Origin of the sequence: Butyricimonas hominis (assembly GCF_014287455.1) — a bacterium.
Classification (GTDB): domain Bacteria; phylum Bacteroidota; class Bacteroidia; order Bacteroidales; family Marinifilaceae; genus Butyricimonas; species Butyricimonas muris.
The window spans coordinates 174067-195047 of record NZ_JACOOH010000006.1 but is presented as its reverse complement, the minus strand read 5'-3'; the positions used below and the strand labels follow the sequence as shown (position 1 = coordinate 195047).

The window sequence follows — 20981 nt, the reverse complement described above, 5'->3', positions numbered from 1 at the left end:
GATTATAGATAAAATTGGTTTATGGATATATGGGTTCTTTCGTTTCTTGGGTTAGGAGTCAATTCTTCGAACTGAATTACCTCATAAGGAATTTGTAGTGTCCACGACGGGTCGCCGGCTTTGAGTTCATACGTGTACATCGTTGATTGAGTCTTCCAGTCACCCCATTCCGTGTAGGTGTTACGAATGGCTCCGGTGAAAGGTTTTTTCTCGCTCACGGTGTATCGGCGAAGGTCAAACCAGCGATGTCCCTCGAAGCATAATTCCCGCCGTCTTTCGATACGAATTTCTTCTATCAAGTCCTCGCCGGACAAAGTTGTTGCGTCGAATGAATTCATTTCAACGCGGTGTTCACGCAAGTGGTCTAAAGCCTCGCGGGCTGCAGTTTCGTTGTTCCCTCCCATGCATGCGTATGCTTCTGCTAAATTCAACCAAGCCTCAGCGGTTCTGAACAAGAAATTATCCGATACATTGGCCGTGTATTGGTTTTCCTTTCTCACGTATTTGTTACAATACCAATATAAGTCACTCCAATTTTCTTCATTGTTGCAAACAAAATGTTCTTTACGCAAGTCACCCTCTTTATAGCATGCTTTCAAATCTTCAGAGGCGCTAAGTCCTTTTTGTGCGGTTGTAATTATTGCTTGTATACCATTTCCTCCCATGGAAAAGATGGTTTCGGGGGAGCTTGCCTCGGCAAAAGCTTTTGAACCGTCAAATGTGTTCAAATCAATTAAATCCGATTGTAAATCCAGACATAATTGAGCGTATTTGGCGGCTTCTGCCCAGTTTTGCATATAAAGATATACCCGGCTTTGCAACAGGCGTACGGCTGTCAGGTTAGCCCGGTAGATGGATTTGCGGGCGATGCCTTCCAAGTTAGTTGCCGCTTGTTCCAAATCTTGAATGATTAGGGAATACACGGTTGCCAATGATTCACGAGGGAACATTTTATCTTCAATCACGGGACTGGTTTTCACGGGCACCCCTAAAGCGGTTGCCGCATTGGCAGGCTGATACGGTTGTCCGTACAAGTTCACGAGCGTGAAATAGTAAGCTGCCCGCAAGAAATAGGCTTCTCCGCGAATACGTGCCACGGCTTGTTTGTCCTCGTCGGTTTCCGCGGATTGTTTATCAATCTCGAAAAGTATCATGTTGGCAGTGTTGATATGTTTATATAATTTGTTCCAGTCTGTATCTTCTGCTTTTGTCGTCAATTTATCCGGGTTTAATCCGATCCGGTATTGCCAAGTAATGTATCCGAAAAATTGTTTTTGGAATAAGGAATAACTGGTTTGCCAATTAACGCTTTCGGTATTTTCTTGGGTTTCATCTGCCATCATATGGATGTACGGGTAATAAACCTTGTCTAAATTCATGTCATAATATTCGGTTGCCATGTAAGTTTCCCCGATCAATAATTCGTCCAAATCCGAGTAACCTCGCACGTAAGCTTGGTCCAATGAATACTCTTTCAAAAAATCCGAACAGGAAGTGAATAGTAACCAAAGCAAACCTGTTAAATAAATATATTTCATAATCTACTTTTTTTAAAATGAAACACTAAGACTTAATGACCAAGTCGGACGTTCTGACAATTGTGTTTCAGAGAATCCGCTCTGGATAGGAGTTTGTCCTTTCAATTTCTTTGATTTGATGTCAAATAAGTTGGTCGTGGATAACGAGGCGGAGAGCATGGATATTCCCCACTTCTCTAATTTCTCTATCGGGAAATCATAGGTGAAACTCATGTTCGAGCATTTTAAATAGTTGCCGCTCACTACCCGATGATCCGAATTGTCATACATGGTCCATGCATTTTCAGCAATGATCTGAATGTTTTGATCTTGTAGGCCCAATGACCAATGTTGCGCGTATGCTCGACTTTCCGCGTCAGAACCGTTAATGATATTCGGGATATTCGTGTGTTTTTCATCACCCGGGGTACGCCAACGGTCAACCATTTCATAATTCACATTTCTTTCCGGGTCGAAATTCAAACCTTCGGGATATAAACCGAATAACCTGATCTTGGAGCCTAAACTGTAATTGAGGATAAAGCTCAGGCGGAAACTCTTGTAGCGCAATGTATTTGTTAGACTACCTTGTACTTGCGGGTCCCGTTGTCCGGAAGGCGTCAATACCATCGTGTACGTGTCGTATTTATTTAAGCCCACGAGTTCTTGTTTACGGTCTTGCATATCATCGAAAACAGGTCCTCCGTTACGCGGGTTCAAACCGATGAATTTGTATGACCAGAAAGTTCCTACCGCGTGACCTTTCGTCAAGGCATTACCGGTTAAGAAGTCGTCCAATTCGTATTCATTATCTCCCGGCAGGGTGTTCATTTCATTATACACTTTAGAGTAGGAAGCCGAGAGTGTCCATCGGAAATTGTCGTTGGAAATAGGGCTTACCGTGGCATCAATGCTGAATCCTTGGTTGTCAATGGTACCGGAATTAATCACGTATTCGCCGCGTCCGTTCACGCTTGAAATCTTTTTGGTCAAAAAGGCATCTTTCGTGTGCTTGTAATAATAGGAAGCATTCATTTGGACGGCATTTTTGAATAGAGCAAAGTCTAAACCGACATTGAAAGAACTTGTGCGTTCCCAACGTAAGTCCGGGTTGGGATAAATTGATACGTTCGATTCTAATTCATTGTAATGCGTGTTGAAGGGCAGTTTCTTTAGAATCATTTCCGGGGATTGACCGCTCAGCATGTTTCCTTGGTAACCGTAAGAAAGTCGTAAGGCCAAGTTGCTGACCCACGGGTTGTCCATATTGGTGTGTTCTGAAATATTGTAAGAACCGGAAACTGACCACACGGGAAGTAATTTTTCATTGCTTCTGCTTCCGAATTGATTGGAGCCATCAATACGCGTGTTGGCATTTAACGTGAAATAATTCTTGTAGCTGTATGATACGGAGAGATATCCGGAAATCATGTTTGTTAGATTGTCTGACACGCTTGGCAAGTTGTTTTGCAGCCATGACTTGTAATGCGTGAAGTCGTCTAAATTTATGGCTGTAAATTGTTTTCCTCTATCATTGTAATAACCCCTGTCCGTGCGCTCGAATCCTGCATATTTGGAGGAACTGACCTCGTATCCTAAGTTGGCGGTGATATTGTGTTGGTCGTCAGTCCCGAAATATTTACTAATGTCTGCTTGCAAACGTCCCGTGTAAGAGTTATTGCGCGTGTATGCTTTTTTTAATTCTCCCCCGTAAGGCATTTGATTCATAACATTAGGATCTTTACTGGAAATTTCTCCGTATTCCGATTTGCGCAAGGAAGCCGCGTACCAAGTTTGTTCACCCAAGTAACTCTCCTGTTCCGTGTTGGAAGTAGAGTAAGAGAATATGGCTTGGAATGACAGCCAGTTGGTTGCTTTGTAGCGTAAGTTTGCCGTCAACGTGATGGCCGAGTTATCCTGTTGGGAATAGCTATTATCCAGTTCGTTCAGGATATTGTAGTTATACAATTGTTGATAAGCATATTGACGCTTGTAATAGATATACCTTCCTTGATTGTCTAAGGCTGGGATAGCACGGCTCGTGGTGTAAGCGTAGTCGATGGGATTAATACTCTCTTCGCTATATTCCCGTTTTCCGACATTCGCGTTTAAGTTAAGGCTGGCTGTCACTTTGGGTGATATGGTGGCATCCACGTTCAAAGCGGCGGTGTAGCGTTCGTTGTTATTTCCTTTTATGACATCGTTGTCGATGGCGTACCCGATGGACGAGTAATAACGGATTTCCTCGCTTCCGCCGGAGATGCTGACCGTGTGCTGGTGGGAAAATGCATCTTCGGTTAATAAATCAAACCAGTCGGTATTCATGTTTTCCAGTTTGGCTACCTCGCTCGTGAATTGGTCGTGGGTGATGGTGCCGTTGTATAAATTGTTCACGAGTCCCTCGTATCCGATTAAATTAACGTCCGTGGAATATACATGGTGTTTTTCTACCAAGTCTTTAGAGAATTCTACCCGTTGCTTGGAGTTCATCAAATGAATATTGCGGTCCGTGTACCGGGGACGGCGACGATAGGTGGCAGAGAAATCGTAGCTTACCACGGGACGTCCTACTTGACCTTTTTTCGTGGTAATCACGATTACCCCGTTTGCCGCTTTCACCCCGTAGATAGCCGTGGCGGAAGCATCTTTCAATATGTCGATACGGTCGATATCCCGGGGATTCAGTCCGGCGATAGCGTTACCGATGCGGTTGATATAATCCGGGTCGTTCAACTCTTCCGGGGCAATGGGCACCGGGTCTTGCACGATGATTCCATCCACTACCCATAGCGGTTCGCGGTTACCCACGAGCGTGGAGGTTCCCCTGATACGAATCTTCGGAACGACACCGACTTCTCCGGAGTTGGTCATCATCATCATGTCCGGCACGCGTCCTTGGAGCATTTGGTCGATAGACATGGCTCCGGCAATCATCACGTCCTTGGCTTTCACGCTCGAGATAGCGCTGGTCAGTTTTTTCTTGTCGATTACTTGGTAACCGGTGATGACAACCTCATCCATCTCGTTTACATCCATTTTCATCACGACATTCGTTACCTCTTTGGTGGCTGTGATTTCTTGGGTTTCCATCCCGATAAACGAGAAAATGAGTTGCACGCCTAATTTCGGAACTACTAGCGAATAATTCCCATTCGCGTCTGTGGCGGCTCCGGTTGTTGTTCCTTTTACTAAAATAGTCACCCCCGGTAATGGTTCTCCCTTTTCATCCTTTACCGTTCCGGTTATTTTCTTACTTGTAACGGAAGGACGGGCGGCAATCACTATTGAGTTTTTTTCCAGCGTGTAGGAATATTTGTCTGCTAAAATGAATTGCAATGTTTCGTCCAGCGTCATTTGCAAACGCGGCAGATGTACCATTTTCTGTGCGTCGAACTGGTTTTCGTTATAGAATACGTCACATTTTAATTGTGTTGAAATTTCATCGAAAACTTGTTCAACAGTCATTTGTTGGCTTTTGAAATTTAGCTTGTCGCTTGGAGAGAGCGTACTCGCTTGTAGCGGGAGTATGCATAGAAGTACTACCACTATAGCCATAGCTGTTTTGAGATACTTTTTTTTCATTAATCTATTACTGTTTAAATGAATAAATATATATATTGCACTCTTTCTTGTCGGTTATTTATGACTAGGTTACCGTTTACGGATGGTGATAACATTATCTTTTATTTCAAAGCGAATGACTTTGGTTTCTTCCAGAAGAAATAGGGTTTCTTTTAGAGAACGGTCTTTGTCAATGACGCCTCTGAATTTCAAATCTTTGCAATCTTCATCTTGATATATGAAAGTGAAATCGTACCATCGTTCCAATTTCCGGGTAATATCTTCCATGCGGCAGTCTTTGAAATGAAGTTTTCCGTGTAACCAAGAGGTGTGTAATTTCACGTCCACTCGTTTTATTTCGGCTATACCTGTTGAATTGTTCGCGATGTATTGTTCTGACGGGTGTAACACGTGCAATTTACCGTTATCCGATACGGATACTTTCCCCTCGACCAATGTGGTGCTCCAATCCGGGTCGTCGGAATATGAACTGATATTGAATTTTGTCCCCAGTACGGTGATTTGTCGATTTCCGGTGATGACTCTAAATGGAGCTTTTTCGTTTTTTGTAACCTCGAAATAAGCTTCTCCATCCAAGTACACGGTTCGGTCGTCTGACGCAAATTGTACCGGGAATTGTAAAACGGATTCGGAATTGACAGCGACCAAAGTACCGTCCGGCAATTCAAACGAGAAATCAGCTCCTTTAGGTACGGCTAAACGATTATAACGAATTTCAAAAGAGTCTGGTCTTGAAACTTCGTTGCTTCGGTAAGTTAATTGGTTATTGACGCTATCCCGAGTGATGGATATTCCTAATTCTTCTTCGTGCAAATCATTTACGTCATCTAAATCAACACTTTTCCCGTTGGCTAAGGTTAATTCCACTTTAGTTTTTTGGGAAGTCAGTTGTGATTCATTCTGCACGAGAGATGTGGTGGTTTGGTGGTCTAATAGGTTGCTTACGAGTAGAATACCACCTAGGATAATTGAGGCACATGCCGCGTATCCCGACCACAAGAGGAAGATAGAATGTCTTTTCTTGTGAAAACTTCTCGCTTGTACTTTCTTCCAGCCGGCATCCTCGTCATATATCTTTTTTTTCTTCGAGTTGCACACTCTTTGTATCAGATAATCTAATTCGTTTTTCATGGCTTTATTTTTATGTCATCGAGGTCCACAACTACCCGAAAAGGGTGATTGAAAAAATGAAAAAAATGAGCTGGAATGAAAAAATATATTCGATGGTGGAATTAATGTGCTAGGGAAGAATAGGTAAATGCTTAATTTTTAATAAATAAGATAACGAGTAAGTGATAAAAGAGAGAGTAAAGACGCTCTACTCTCGTTGTTAAGACGCTTTACAAGCATTCCCGAGCGTCTATAAAGCGTTTTTGAAAGAATTTGAAAGAAACAGGTTTTACTTCCTTTGCGGTGTATTATTGCCTTGTTTTACAGTTCTTTCTAAAATAGAGCCAAATAAACAAGGAGAGATTTTTGAAGTTTTGTGTTTTTTCTCGAATGATACGATAAGCTTTACTGACGTGTGTTTTTACCGTGTTCAATGAAATCTCCAATTCCTCTGCAATTTGTTTGTAGCTTTTTTTATCCATGAAACTCATTAAAAAAACACTTTTGCATTGCGAAGGTAGTTCATCTATGGCCTGTTCAATTTTTTGCAATTTGACAAGTTCGTCTTCAGAAAATTCGGATTTTTCCAAGTATTCTATAAACTCGGTCAAGCGAGGCATATGGCGTTGTTCTAGGACTTGTGTTCGTATGATTTTTAAAGCCCCGTTTCGCACGGATTGGTACAAGTAAGATTTTAATGATATCGTGATATTGATTCTTTGCCGATTTTCCCACAGGTAGACAAAAGCATCCTGTACAACATCTTCCGCTTTTTCGGCATCTCCCAAAATGCCCATACTATAATTGCACAATTCTTGATAATACTTGCGAAATAGTATCTCGAAAGACTTTGAATCTCCTTCTACGATAGCTTTTAATATAGTATAATCAAGGTCTGTATTTCCGTGCATGAATCTTTTGAGGACTTTGTTATCAATCTATTTACAATGCAAATATATATAATGTCTTGAAATTTATAAATTGCATTTATAAATATAGGCGATAAAAATCCTTGTTGTTATTGAAAACCTGTTTAAGGTGTGGGGGGAAGAGGGCGTGTCAAAACACGCCCTCTAGTCTATAAAGTCTGAAAGTCAATAAGGTCGTAAGGTCAAAAGTGCGGTGGTTTATACATCATTACGCTGAATATTATCGCGCTATTAAATCATGGACTTTATGGACCTTAAGAGCCGAAGGCTCGACTTTATGAACTTTATGGACCGGAGGTGTGTCGAAACACACCTCCTTTATTGAGTCTTTTAGTACGCGTGGTGGTCCTCCTGTACGTCTTGGATATCAATTTGTTTCTTGTTAAGGGCTCTCCATGCGTAGAAGATGTATGCGATCACGATGGGAGAAACCAAAGAAACGTATGCCATGGTCTTTAACGTGTAGTATGAAGATGAGGCGTTATAGATAGTCAGCGAAGAGTTCAGGTCGGTGTATGAGGGGTAGAATGCCGTGTTGTTGAATCCTGCCACGATGAACAGGGCGATAACGGCAAGCACGATACCGATTCCGGAAAACCATATCCCTTTTCTCCAGTGAGGAGTGATGATGGATTTGATGATACCGAATAATACTCCGACAACCCCGAGCAACAACATGAGAGTATTCAAGGGCATTTCCAATAAATTGTGAAAATACTTGTATTGAACCAATTGGATGCTTTTATCTTCCATGATGGCGTATCCTTTACTGGTCAGTATGATGCCGAGGAATACCAGTAATAGAATGACGAAAGGCACCGAGTTGTACAGGACTTGCTTTTTACTTCTCTCGTAGATGGCATCATGCTTGATGTTATTCATGAAATAGAGGGATGCCAAAGTCCGGGCGAGAAAGAAAATAGCCAGTCCCAGACAGATGTTGGCAAAATTGAATAATACCTCTATGCCTCGCCACGGGCTCATCCATGTAACGTCGTTCATCTCGCCTAATTTGAACGGGTTGCCCGTGAAGAAAGAGCCGACAACGGCACCGATACAAATAGTCCCAATCACACCATTGATAATCAGAAATACATTATAAGTACGTTCCCCGAGTAAGTTTCCGGCTTTCCGGCGGTACTCGTAGGAAACGGCTTGCATCACGAAACAGAACAATACGACCATCCATGCCAGATAAGCTCCACCGAAGCTCGTTGAATAGAACAGGGGGAAACTTGCAAAGAATGCTCCGCCGAACACGACTAATGTCGTGAATGTAAATTCCCATTTGCGCCCCAAGCTGTTGACGAGAACATTCCGTTCGTCTTCGGTCTTGGCAATGGTATATAGTAAGGTTTGTCCACCTTGCACGAAAAGCAAGAAAACCAGCAATCCGCCAAGTAACGATATCAATATCCACCAGTAATGTTGAAGAAATTCCATATTCATTTACGATTTATGATTTACGATTTTAGATTTTATGATTTTGTGATTTTAATGATTTTGTGATTTAGTGAAAAAAGTGAATCACTAAATCGTAAATCATAAATCACTCAATCTTTTTCGGGTCCTTTCTTGATCTGGTTGAACATGATCTTCAGTTCCGCGATGAGCAGGACGGTGAAGAGTACGGCGAACATCCAGAATGTGGTCATAACCCAAGTCGATGCAATTTTTGTCACGGCAACATTGGTCGGCATTAAATCTTGTACCACCCACGGTTGGCGTCCTACTTCAGCCACTATCCAGCCGCATTGCGATGCGACGTATGCCATCGGAACACAGAATAATGCCAAGTAGGGGATGAACTTGAATTTCTCGAATTTTCTTTTCTTGGCGTACCACAAAGAGAGGGCGAATAATAATACAAAAAGCATTCCCAGTCCTACCATGATACGGAAACTGAAAAATACCAAAGGTATATGAGGTATGGCGTCGTAGGGGGAATTAAGATAGCCATACCCGAAATCGGAGTAGTTGGCTTTAAATATCTGTAATGTACTGTCGGCCATCGTGTGGTTATTCTCTTTTATGGCTTGCTTGTAAGTCTTTAATGCATCAATCGCGGTGCGACCGTTTGCCATGCGTTGTTCTAAAGAAGGATAGGTTACGCCGGATTGAGACGTGTAGCCGTCCAGAATATTCTGAATGCCCGGGATGTAGGCGTCAAAATCATGATAGCCGAGGAACGAGAGTACTTTGGGTACATGGATGGCGTATTCCATTTTCTTCATTCTATCTGTCGGCAAGGACGGGTCGTTTACGGGGAGTCCGATAACGGTGAACGCGGCACCTCTGCCACCTTCATTCAAGCCTTCCATGGCGGCGAATTTCATGGGTTGAGTCTTGGTTACGTCTTGCGCGCTGCTGTCACCCGTGTAAATGGTTAAGATGATACTGATTAACCCGAACACCGAGGCAAGCATGATACTCTTGCGGGCAAATTCGAGGTGCCTTTTCTTGAGGATAAACCATGAACTGACACCTACCACGAAACAGGCGGAAAGCGTGTACGCGGAGGTTACCGTGTGAGTGAATTTGCTGATTGCCGTGGGCGAGAACAGTATTGCCCAAAAATCGTCCATTTCGTTACGGGCGGTAATCGGGTTGAATTCCATGCCGACGGGGTTTTGCATCCAAGCGTTGGCGACAAGAATCCATAGGGCTGAGATGTTCGCGCCGACGAATACCATCCACGTGGATACGAGATGGAAGCGTTTGCCGACTTTGTTCCAACCGAAGAACATCACTGCCACGAACGTGGATTCGAGGAAGAACGCGATAATACCCTCGATGGCCAACGGAGCCCCGAAGATATCGCCCACGAACCAAGAGTAATTCGACCAGTTCGTCCCGAACTGGAATTCGAGAATTAGTCCGGTGGCGACCCCGATAGCGAAGTTAATACCGAATAATTTCATCCAGAACTTGGTGGCTTTCAGCCAACTGTCGTCGCCTGTCTTTACCCACATGGTTTCCATGACGGCGAGCATCAAGGCTAATCCCAGCGTGAGGGGAACAAACATGTAGTGGTAGATTGCTGTCATGGCAAATTGCCATCGTGACCACTCCACTAGAGTGGTGGTTGTCAGATTGAGAAGCATAATGTTAAGGTTTTGTTGTTAATTCTTTGAAAACGTGCTCACTTTTTGCCTCGGCACTGTCATAGTGGGAGTTGAGGTAGTTTGGCATCAACCAGAGTTTAAATACCAAAAACATGATACTCAGTTTAATAATGATGATAAGCCAAAGAGTACGTCCCCAGCGGGGCATATTCTTAAATCCGTCATAGTAAAGATACCAAGCCTTTTTTAACATACACGGCAGTTTTTATTGTTTATCTATGTAAGAACGTTACCAAAGGTATAAATGTTTTTTCTAAGTTCGATTTTTTTTTGCATAAATAATACTTATGCGTGTATAGGATAAATTTATTTGTCTAATTTTGTTTCTACACGTGGGGGTAGTTTTAACCCGGTAATGTAAAATTGAATTATGAATAATGCAGGAAAATATTGTTTGGGGGGATTGGCGCTGTTGGCGGTTGGATTTTTATGTTGGTACTTTTCTTCGATTATCGCTTATATACTGGTGGCGGTCGTGCTCTCGTTTTTCGGGCATCCGATTATCGATCTTCTGGGGAAGATTGAAATAAAAGGTAAGCGCATACCGAACGGGTTGAGGGCGGGGATTGCTTTAGTTTGTATATGGTTTGTCTGTATTCTTTTCTTTTACACGGTGATACCGTTGGTTAGTCAGGAATTTCAGTCGTTAAGCGATATCAGTATCACGAATATCGTGAACAAGCTGGAAGACCCTTTGGCCGATTTGGAAGAGGGGTTGAAACATTTCGGGATTATAGATGCCAATCAGGATGTAAAAGAGTATATCGTGAAGAATCTGAAATCCGTGGTGGACGTTACACAGATTAGAAATTTGTTCGGCTCTTTGGCGGGGACTATCAGCAGTATTTTTATCGCCCTTTTTTCGGTGACGTTTATGGCGTTCTTCTTTTTGAAGGACAGCAATCTTTTTTATAAGATGTTGTTGGCTGTTGTGCCAACACGTTATGGCGAGGGAGTGGGGAAAGCACTTGATTCTATACAGAAATTGCTGGTTCGTTACTTTATAGGGATTACTTTCGAGGTGTTGATTGTCATGGGTTTGAATATCATAGGTCTGACCATCATCGGGTTGCCGTTCAATAATGCCGTGCTGATAGGGTTGATGACCGGAATAACAAATGTAATCCCGTATATCGGACCGCTTATCGGTGCGGCCTTCGGGCTTTCAGTGGGAATTGCCACGAACGTGGACGTGGATTTCTACACGGTGGTATTTCCTTTACTGATTTATATGAGTATCGTGTTTATTATCACGCAATTGATTGATAATGTAATTTTGCAGCCCTTGATTTACGGGAATAGCGTGCATGCTCACCCGATGGAAATTTTTCTGGTGATATTAATCGCGGGAAACTTGGCCGGGATTCCGGGAATGATTCTTGCCATTCCGGGTTATACCGTATTGAGGGTAATATTGAGGGAGTTTTTTAATAAATATAAACTCGTGAAGTCACTCACGAAGAGTCTGGAATGAGTTCATAAGGTTTATAAAGTTTATAAAGTTACAGGTATTCTTCGGACAGAATTTAACGGCAACTTTCGTTGCCGTTATGACTTTATGAACCTTATAAACCTTACAAACTTTATAAACTAATCCAGCACCCCACGCGTACGGTCTTCAAAAGCGGAAAGTGCGGCTTTCGCTCCTTCGCCCATAGCTATGATAATTTGTTTGTAAGGTACCGAAGATACATCTCCTGCCGCGTATATGCCCGGAATGTTCGTGCGGCAATGCGCGTCAATCACTATTTCTCCGGGACGGTTGGTATCCACTACTTCACGGAACGCTCCACTATTCGGAACCAATCCGATTTGAACGAATATCCCATCCAAGGTGATTACTCTACTTTCTTCTGTCTCGCGGTCTTTCACTTGTATCCCGGTTACTTTTTCTCCATTCCCGATGATTCCCAAAGTTTGCGAGTTGGTGAATACTTCCACGTTCGACAGGCTCTTTACTTTTTCTTGTAGTACTTGGTCGGCTTTTAATTCCTCGAGGAATTCCAGAACTGTTACTTTAGAACAAATTCCCGCCAAATCAATTGCTGCTTCAATCCCCGAATTGCCCCCGCCGATAACGGCTACCTGTTTACCTTTATAGAAAGGTCCGTCGCAATGCGGACAGAAGGCAACGCCTCTACCTGTATATTCTGCCTCACCCGCCACGTTTAATTTTCTCCAACTTGCTCCCGTGGCAATAATGACTGCCGGAGCGATGAATTTCTCCCCTGTTGCCGTGGATAATATTTTCTGATTCTTCTCGATTTCAACTTTCTCTATCCGGCGATGTTCCAACAGGTCTATCGGGTAGCGTTGAATATGTGTTCTAATGTTTTCGGCCAATAGGCTACCGGTTGTTTCGGGTACGGATATCAGGTTCTCGATACCCACGGTTTCTTTTACCTGCCCGCCTACGCGTTCAGCCACGATAGCTACATTCAGCCCCTTGCGTGCCGAATAAATGGCTGCGGCTGCCCCCGCGGGTCCTCCGCCGACGACAATCACGTCATAGTATTTTTCTGTGGTATCAATCGTGTCCTCGTTGCTACCGTATTGGTTTTCCAGTTTACTCAATAATTCCCCGAATTCTCCCCGTCCGACATGAATCAATTTCCCGTCGGCAAACACGGAAGGTACACCTTGTATATTTAAAGCCTCAACTTCTGCCTGATTGATAGCTCCGTCCACCATCTCGTGCGTGATTTGGTCGTTCAACGTGGTCATGGTATTCAGAGCTTGAATGACATCTGGGCAGTTCGTGCAAGTCAGTGAAACGTAGGTTGTCAAGTGAATGGGGCCTTTCAAGGCTTTTACCCTGTTACAGGTGGTTGCATCCGGGAAGTTTTTGCCTTTGCCGTCCAGATTCATGATGGCGAGCAACAAAGAAGTGAACTCGTGTCCATTGGGAACACCCCGGAATTTTATACCTGTTTTTTCTTCGTTCTTTAAGAGCGTGAACGCTAGCCCGTCTCCTTCCGTGAGTTTACACGATATTTTATCGGAGCATTCGCTAACGTCGTTTAATATTTCCAAGAGTTCTTGGCGACTCTCGTGTTGAGGTGCAACAATAACATCAAACGTATATGTTGCTTCCAATCCCTCGAAAATAGTTTTTAGCTGGTTCTTTAGTGTCGTATCTAGCATGTGATTCATTGTTAAAAAAAGCCGACGATGTGGTTTCGTCGGCTTTCGCGTGATTCTGTTAAATTTTACCGACTAAATCGATGCTTGGTTTTAGCGTGGTCGCACCTTTTTTCCATTTCGCGGGGCATACTTCATTCGGGTGTTCTGCCACGAATAAAGCTGCTTCTACTTTTCGTAGTAATTCGTCCGCGTTACGTCCGATATTGTTGTCGTGGATTTCAGCAATTTTGATTTTCCCTTCCGGGTTTACCACGAAAGTTCCGCGGTATGCCATTCCCTCTTCCTCAATCATTACGCCGAAAGCGCGACTCAATACCCCGGTCGGGTCGGCAAGCATCGGGTAGTTGATTTTACGAATACTTTCAGAAGCATCGTGCCATGCTTTGTGTACGAAGTGTGAGTCTGTACTCACGGAATAAACTTCTACTCCCATTTTCTGGAATTGCTCGTATTTCTCTGCCACGTCTACCAGTTCGGTCGGGCATACAAAAGTAAAGTCAGCGGGATAGAAGAAGAAAATAGCCCATTTCCCTTTTACGTCGTCGCTGCTTACAGTTTTGAAATTTCCATTGTGAAAAGCTTGAACTTTGAATTCCGGAATTTGTGAATTGATAATTGATTCCATTGTTTAGTGTGTTTATGATTGTTATTAATTTGTTTTCTCGATACAAAGGTATATAGTTTTTCTTGATATAAACAACAAATCGCATTGAATTATTTTATAAATATATAGAGGGAATTAATAAAGGGAGGATTGTTTGTGGTTTTATCCCTGACTTTTCACGAAAAATGTTTGGTTTTATATCTGACTTTTCACGAAAAAACGGTAAAAGTATCCCTGACTTTTCGTGAAATTGTTATATTTGCAATTAAAATAGAGTGTATTATGAAAAATGTATATTATCCGAGATTAATTGACAAGTACTTGTTGGAGTGGAAAAATGAAAGAAAGCATAAACCATTGTTGCTTCGAGGTGCAAGGCAGGTTGGGAAATCTTCAGCTATTCGTCAGTTGGGTAAGACATTTAAGTATTTTGTTGAAGTAAATTTTGAACGGGATAAAGAGATTGCTTCTGTATTCAAGGGTAATTTGAAGCCTCAAGAAATTGCGTCACGTCTTTCGGTTTTTTATGGATTACCAATCGTGCCCGGTGAAACACTTTTGTTTTTGGATGAGATTCAGACGTGCCCGGAAGCCCTGCATAGTCTTTGGTTCTTTTATGAAGATTATACCGACCTTCATGTTGTGGCGGCTGGGTCGCTACTTGAGTTCGCGTTAAAGAAAATGACGTCATTTGGTGTTGGGAGAGTGCGTTCGCTTTTTATGTACCCGATGTCTTTTGATGAATTTCTTGTGGCAATGGGCAATGAAGGTTGGGTGGAATTGAAACAAAAAGCATCTCCTGCTAGTCCGGTGTTCGAGGCTCTGCATGGGAAACTGGTTGAATGTTTCCGCGATTATCTGATGGTTGGGGGAATGCCCGAATCCGTGGCAAATTGGGTGGAAACAAGAGATTACTTGAAGTGTCAGCAAGTTCAGGATGACATAATGCTGGCCTATGAAGATGATTTCTCGAAATACGAAGAAAAAGCCGATCCGATATTGTTAAGACAAACTCTTCGAAGCGTGGCGTTGCAGGTCGGTTGTAAATTTGTTTATAGTAACGTGCAGGGTAATTGTCGCGGTGAAAAGGTAAAAGGTGCATTGGAGTTGTTAAAGGATGCAGGATTGATTAGACCGGTTGTTCATACGGCTGCAAATGGAATACCGCTTGGGGCCGAAATAAACGATAAGTTTATCAAGTATATTTTTTTAGATAGCGGATTGTTGTTGCGGCTGTTGGGCATGGAGAATGCGGGTGGTGCGTCTGAAATGTCCAAGTTGATTCTTGTTGGTGCTGCTTCCGAATTGGTGAATAAAGGACGTGTGACAGAGATGGTGGCCGGCTTGGAGTTGTTGAAATATAATACTCCTGCGCAGCGGCATGATTTGTATTATTGGCAGAACTTATCTCGTGGAGCACAAGCGGAAGTGGACTATGTAATAGCCAAGGATATGAAAGTAGTCCCATTGGAAGTGAAAGCGGGTACAACAGGTTCAATGAAAAGTATGTACCAATTTATGGCGAATAAACAACTCACGTACGGAATACGAACATCGCTTGAGAATTTTGGTGCGTTGGAGAAAGTGGATATTATTCCGCTGTATGCGTTATCCAATATGTACAGGTGAAGTTTACAGTCATAAATTTTGAGTAAGTATTAAAGATTGCAGATTAGCGTGGGGAATCTGCAATCATTTTTTATAAGGAGCACTCAAAGTTCCACCCTTGCGTGCCAGCTCGTGGAGAAATCTGTGCCATTGTTTCCAACGAAAAAGATATACACGTGTGCTGATGTCCCAAGCCTTTCATCAAGAGTAAATTCTCCTTGCAAATCACCTCGGCATCCTTTCACGTTTGGAGCCAAGCGGGGTGAGCGTTGCAGGTTGTCATACAATATTCCTACCTGCATTGTGTCCGTTCGTGCTGTTGTGGTCCAGTGCCTTTCCTCCTGCCATGTTACCCGGAAATGATTGCCTTCCCGTGTCACTTGCAGATTACGGGGCAATGCCAATGTTCCTTGGGTAAACACGAAATTCTCGAAATCTACAAGTTCCCCTTGCCCGTTGAAACAGCGGGCGTTGGTTGAGTGAAATAGGTTCGGGGCTGTCCGTCTTTTGGGCTTGGCGGCAGCACGCCACACGTCGGGCGAAACCTGTTTCATGTACTCCCTGTAAAACCATTGTACCGCCGTGAAGCGGGTGGTTACTTCCTGTTGTTTCGTGGTACGTCCCTTCTCTTCCCATTTCCTCGGTTTCCCGGGAATGGCGTATCGCTTGATGTGTAATTTGTCATTGCGCACGAAAAAAATCATGTTGCCTTTTCTACCGCGGATATGGCCTTTGAAAAAATCGATGACTTCCATAGTCGTGTTTTGTCATATTTGATACTTTAATAAAAGGAGAGGGAAATTCCCGTTTCCGGTTTTTCCCTCTCTGTTGGATGTTAGACGCCTTCCTCTACCGTTAAGTACATGGACTTGGATGCCTTCTTACCGTCGGCACTCGTGGCGAAAACGTACACGTGCACGTGCTCTTTCTCCCACCTCTGCGGTAACGCGATGGAGGTGGAGCCGCTTTCTCCTCGTTGGCGCAGGTTTTTCAGGCGGCATAAGCCTTGGTTGCTTTCCAGCAACACGGCATACACCTTGTCGTCTGCGTTACTGTTGCTCTCCTCTTCCGGTGCCGTTTGCTCGAACGAGAATTTTTGATTCTCTGTCGAGTAAGTAACGGTCACTTCCGGTGTGAGCAACTGTCCGTTGGCACAGAGCAACTGCTCGTAGTCGACGGTGAGCACGTTACTCTCCACCGAGCAAATGTCTTTGTTTATACTGACAAATGCGTTTGCAGCGGAGAGTCCTCGTTTGCGCTGAGGAAATCCCTGCGTGATAATCGTTTGGAGGATAGTTGCCAGCTGGATCAGCATTCCAAACTTCATCCGTTGCTCAACGGCAGCAGGTGAATTGCTGCTTTTCCCGCCAGCACCCTTTCTTCTTGCGATATTATCACTGTATCGCATGTAATACGATACTTTTCCCACGGAGCCGATGATGGCTCCTAGCATGTCTAATAAAACTTTAGCCATAATTGAAAATTATTATAATTAAATAATATTTGTATAATAATAGCCCGTATGGGCTTTTGCTTTTTTAAATGTTGTTGGTGAACGAATTTTTTTCATGTTAGTAAATATTTTAAAAATAAATAGTATGTATAATTAATTTGTATAATCAAAAATAATATAAATCTTATTACTTAAAAAATCAAATATTATATGTGATTAATAAATAATATATCTAATATTTTTTTCATTTTGTTTGATTTAATATTTTTGATGCGATTTACCATAAAATTATTTACTTTCATTATAATATTAATACTAGTTATACTGAATATGTTATATAAATAAATATTCTTACATTTGCGGTAATGCTCGGGTTATGGAAGCGTCTGTTCCGGGCAGGACATATTCAAAAGCGTTTTTGCTTATCCTTGTATTGAAAACGGCCAATTTTTAGCGCGAAGGATAAACAGGTTTAGACGCTCATGCTTTCCGTGTACACATTTCTAATGTATATCGGCTAAGCGTGGGGTACTGTTTATTTTGCGCTAGGTGCTTGGCCGTACCTCAATACAGATAAACTAAAAGTTCCCACGCTTTTCTTTTTTATTAATAAACCACCTGGGAATTGTGGTTCAAATGGCTAGACTATGAAAAGATGTATTTTCTTTTTAATCTTTCTCTCCCTGGGATTGCTTGTCGCTTGTAGCAAGTATGACGATGGTAAATTGTGGAATAAAGTAAACGACTTGGATTCCCGATTGGCAGCTCTTGAAAAGCAATGCAAGGAAATGAACACGAACATTGCTTCCATGAAAGTTATCCTTGATGCCTTGCAAACCAATGATTACATTACCAATGTAACCGTTATCTCCGAGAACGGTATCGAAATCGGTTATAAACTCGATTTCAAAACACACCCATCCATAACAATATACCACGGGAAAAACGGAGAGGCGGGACAAACCCCGGTAATAGGAATAAAGCAAGCAGAAGATGGATATTATTATTGGACTCAAAAAGTAGGAGACCAAACCACATGGCTTTTAGACGAGGGTGGAAATAAAATAAAAGCCAAGGGAGAAGATGGTGAGGATGGTAAGGATGGTGTCACTCCTCAATTACGAATAAATAATAATAAATGGGAACTTTCCGTGGATAATGGTGTTACTTGGAGCGTGTTGGGAGAAGCAAGTGGAGATTCTTTTTTCAAAAACGTGATCAATAAAGAAGATATATTAATTCTCGAACTTGCAGATGGAGCAGTCGTTACGTTACCCAAGGGAGCAACATTCTCGGTTATCTTGGATAAATATAAAATCGAAGATATACTCCCGAATACCACGTACGAAATTAATTACACGGTAGTGGGAGGAAATGAGCAGGTCAGTATACAGATTAATGCACCCTTAGGTTGGAATGTATATGTCGAAACGGCAGGTCAATATAATGGGAAAATATTGATAACGACCCCAGAAATTGTGACTGATGAAAAAGTTTATGTGATTTTTTTAGATGGAGAAACTGCCGTTACACGTGTGCTTCCCATGCTGCAAGGACGGTTGGTTCATGTCGAAGAGCCGGGAACGTTAAAGGATTGCTTCTCGGGGGAAGCCGATTGGCGACAATGTAAAAGACTCAAGATCACGGGTACATTAAATGATGGTGATTATGCTTTTTTAAAAAACAAAATGCAGTCGTTGCGTTTTTTAGATTTGTCAGAGATAGATAATGAAACTTTACGAGAAGGATTTTTTAGTGGACATGCTTGTCAAACGGTGATTTTGCCCGAGAAGTTAGTAACCATACCAAGTTATGCATTTTATCATAGCGGTATAACCTCGATAAAAATTCCCGATGGTGTTCGGGAAATAGGCAATTACGCTTTTTATAATTGTCGCCAATTGCGGGGTGATTTGCATCTTCCTTATATTATACAAACTATCGGAGAACATGCTTTTGAACTATGTAGTTTTGATGGAAATTTATCTTTGGGTGCGATGTTGCAAAAGATAGGGAAAGCAGCTTTCAAGGACTGTAAATTCACGGGGAAATTGACGATACCTACGCAAGTTGGAATTATTGAAGACGAGGCATTTGCTTATTGTTCTAGATTTACCGGGCTTGTCTTTTCGGCTAACACAGGGTTGGGAGAGCCTCAATTGACTTCGATAGGGATAAGTGCGTTTGAAGGATGCTCTGGATTTAGGGGAGATTTGGTGTTGCCCGATAGATTGGCAAATATAGGCGATTATGCGTTTCGATACTGTTCTGAGGAGTGGAAAGGACGGTTGGTAATGGGTAAAAGTGTGAAGAAGATAGGATATTTAGCTTTCATTTATAACGGTCCTGCTGGAAGAAAATATAGATTGAATTTTGAAAAGATATATTTTAAAAGTTGTTTCCAGCCCGAGGATGTAATGACTGGTTTAGTGTTAAATTGGGAGCCTCGCATAGAGTATGTCGGAGTTCCCTTGGGGTGCAGGCGTAATTTTTACGACGTTGAAAAATATGTTGAAGTGATGGAAGAAGTTGATTATACTACCTTTGATTTTTAAATTGCTGTATATGAACATCGAATTTGTTATCGGTACCGTTCTTGGTGCCATCGGAATCATCCCTATTCTAATCTCGGTCGTTAGATGGATGAGGAAATCCGATTTATCCCGGTTGATGGAAAAACTCGTCGATAAAGAGATTTCTCGAAAGGAACATCAGAAAATTTTGCGTGTCATGAACAAAAGGCTATTACTCTCCGGTTACAAGAAGCTGGGCGACGAATACATCAACCAATTCACCCTTGGTAAACGGGGCAAAGAAGCCGTTTTTGAAGAAATGTGTCTGCAAAACCGTATCGAACCGACTCCCGAGTTGTGTCGAATGTTCTTGAAGGCTGATGCTCCGTCCATTCGTGAACGTTATTACCGTCAGGTTGATTCCCCGTCCGCCACTCCCGTCACGTCGAGAGGTGCCGAAAGTACGAATTGCCACCAAGTTGTCTATATGTCCGAATTGTTACTGGAAAAATACCCGACCACGTGTCGTCAACTAACGGGAATCTTGGAAAAACATGGAATTCCTTTCCGTTTCTTGAAAGGCACAAAAGATATCTGGTGTCGGGATTATATGCCAATACAAACGGCATCGGGCAAATTGGTGCAATTCCATTACGAACCTTCTTATTTGAAGGGAGAGGAATGGGAAAGTTCCCGTTCGGATGTTAAGGAAGTCTGCCGGAGCAATGGGTTTCACCCGATATTCTCTAGTATTAACCTTGACGGGGGTAATGTCTTGTTGTTCGAGGATCGTGCCATCATTTCCGACCGGGTATTTACCGAAAATCCCGGGTACCCGGACAAGCAACAATTGATAGCGGAAATCGGGGAGTTGTTGGAGGCGGAAGTGATCGTGATTCCCGCTCAAAAAGGAGATATGACGGGGCACGCGGATGGAATGGTGCGGTTCGTGAATCGTGACACCCTCCTTGGCAATAACCGATTGGATGACTACAAATACTGGCGGGATGGAATCGACAAGGTGTTGAAACAATATCATTTAGAGTATGAAGACGTCCCTTTTTTCTGGGATTACAAATCTCCCGCTCATCCCCATCACGCTATCGGTATTTACGTGAATTATTTGGAAGTGGGTAATTTGATTGTATTACCTGTTTTCGAGGTTTCCGGTAACAAGGATGCTGAGGCTGTGGAACGTTTCCGGCAAATCTTCCCCGATCGCGTCATAGAAACTATAAACTATAACGAAATCGGCTTGGAGGGAGGGTTGCTGAACTGTACGACTTGGGTGATGCGAGAGGTCGTGTAGGGGATATCCCCGTCCGTTACGGTTATCAAGTATTGATTAGGTATTGACTATCTATTGACCATGAATTGTGAATACAATAGTTAGTCA

At 42.7% G+C, this 20981-nt stretch carries 15 protein-coding genes; 4 read left to right on the top strand and 11 right to left on the bottom strand.

Going from position 1 to position 20981, the window contains the following annotated elements:
• Positions 1–2 precede the first annotated feature (2 nt).
• The 7 genes from H8S64_RS14355 to H8S64_RS14325 all read right to left on the bottom strand — a co-directional run bounded on the left by H8S64_RS14355 (position 3) and on the right by H8S64_RS14325 (position 10456).
• Complete coding sequence (locus H8S64_RS14355; protein ID WP_186976895.1) at positions 3–1538, bottom strand: RagB/SusD family nutrient uptake outer membrane protein; 1536 nt, start codon at positions 1536–1538, stop codon at positions 3–5.
• Positions 1539–1550: 12 nt separating this feature from the next.
• The gene (locus tag H8S64_RS14350) at positions 1551–5099 is read right to left on the bottom strand and encodes a SusC/RagA family TonB-linked outer membrane protein (RefSeq protein WP_255469546.1); all 3549 of its coding nucleotides are present in this window, start codon (positions 5097–5099) and stop codon (positions 1551–1553) included.
• A gap of 69 nt (positions 5100–5168) precedes the next feature.
• Positions 5169–6230, bottom strand: a complete 1062-nt coding sequence (locus H8S64_RS14345) for a FecR family protein (RefSeq protein ID WP_186976893.1) — start codon at positions 6228–6230, stop codon at positions 5169–5171.
• 287 nt (positions 6231–6517) lie between these two features.
• Entirely contained in the window at positions 6518–7120 is a 603-nt protein-coding gene (locus H8S64_RS14340; protein ID WP_186976891.1) for an RNA polymerase sigma-70 factor, read from the bottom strand.
• 348 nt (positions 7121–7468) lie between these two features.
• Positions 7469–8587 (bottom strand): cytochrome d ubiquinol oxidase subunit II, encoded by a 1119-nt coding sequence (gene cydB / locus H8S64_RS14335; RefSeq protein ID WP_186976889.1) that lies wholly within the window; start codon positions 8585–8587, stop codon positions 7469–7471.
• A gap of 104 nt (positions 8588–8691) precedes the next feature.
• Positions 8692–10242: a cytochrome ubiquinol oxidase subunit I gene (locus tag H8S64_RS14330; RefSeq protein ID WP_186976887.1), complete on the bottom strand. Its 1551-nt coding sequence runs from the start codon at positions 10240–10242 to the stop codon at positions 8692–8694.
• Positions 10243–10246: 4 nt separating this feature from the next.
• The gene (locus H8S64_RS14325) at positions 10247–10456 is read right to left on the bottom strand and encodes a DUF4492 domain-containing protein (RefSeq protein WP_099290628.1); all 210 of its coding nucleotides are present in this window, start codon (positions 10454–10456) and stop codon (positions 10247–10249) included.
• Positions 10457–10633: 177 nt separating this feature from the next.
• Here H8S64_RS14325 and H8S64_RS14320 point away from each other — a divergent pair, with 177 nt between their 5' ends.
• Positions 10634–11737, top strand: coding sequence for an AI-2E family transporter (locus H8S64_RS14320; protein ID WP_186976885.1), 1104 nt, complete (start codon positions 10634–10636; stop codon positions 11735–11737).
• A 116-nt stretch (positions 11738–11853) separates the two neighbouring features.
• On the opposite strand, the gene ahpF is transcribed toward H8S64_RS14320, so the two are convergent.
• Both ahpF and ahpC read right to left on the bottom strand, forming a co-directional pair.
• Positions 11854–13407 carry an alkyl hydroperoxide reductase subunit F gene (gene ahpF, locus H8S64_RS14315; RefSeq protein ID WP_186976883.1) on the bottom strand — a complete coding sequence of 518 codons (1554 nt, stop codon included), beginning with the start codon at positions 13405–13407 and terminating at the stop codon, positions 11854–11856.
• 58 nt (positions 13408–13465) lie between these two features.
• Positions 13466–14032 (bottom strand): alkyl hydroperoxide reductase subunit C, encoded by a 567-nt coding sequence (ahpC, locus tag H8S64_RS14310; RefSeq protein ID WP_186976880.1) that lies wholly within the window; start codon positions 14030–14032, stop codon positions 13466–13468.
• A gap of 261 nt (positions 14033–14293) precedes the next feature.
• Here ahpC and H8S64_RS14305 point away from each other — a divergent pair, with 261 nt between their 5' ends.
• Positions 14294–15640: an ATP-binding protein gene (locus tag H8S64_RS14305; protein ID WP_186976878.1), complete on the top strand. Its 1347-nt coding sequence runs from the start codon at positions 14294–14296 to the stop codon at positions 15638–15640.
• 83 nt (positions 15641–15723) lie between these two features.
• On the opposite strand, the gene H8S64_RS14300 is transcribed toward H8S64_RS14305, so the two are convergent.
• Together H8S64_RS14300 and H8S64_RS14295 are read right to left on the bottom strand one after the other, a co-directional pair.
• Positions 15724–16374: a hypothetical protein gene (locus H8S64_RS14300; protein WP_186976876.1), complete on the bottom strand. Its 651-nt coding sequence runs from the start codon at positions 16372–16374 to the stop codon at positions 15724–15726.
• Positions 16375–16454: 80 nt separating this feature from the next.
• A complete protein-coding gene (locus tag H8S64_RS14295; protein WP_186976874.1) occupies positions 16455–17093 on the bottom strand; it encodes a DUF6266 family protein in 639 nt (212 codons plus the stop codon).
• A 626-nt stretch (positions 17094–17719) separates the two neighbouring features.
• On the opposite strand from H8S64_RS14295, the gene H8S64_RS14290 reads away from it, so the two are divergent.
• Positions 17720–19627: a leucine-rich repeat protein gene (locus H8S64_RS14290; protein ID WP_186976872.1), complete on the top strand. Its 1908-nt coding sequence runs from the start codon at positions 17720–17722 to the stop codon at positions 19625–19627.
• A gap of 10 nt (positions 19628–19637) precedes the next feature.
• The gene (locus H8S64_RS14285; RefSeq protein WP_186976870.1) at positions 19638–20894 is read left to right on the top strand and encodes an agmatine deiminase family protein; all 1257 of its coding nucleotides are present in this window, start codon (positions 19638–19640) and stop codon (positions 20892–20894) included.
• The last annotated feature ends 87 nt before the right edge of the window (positions 20895–20981 follow it).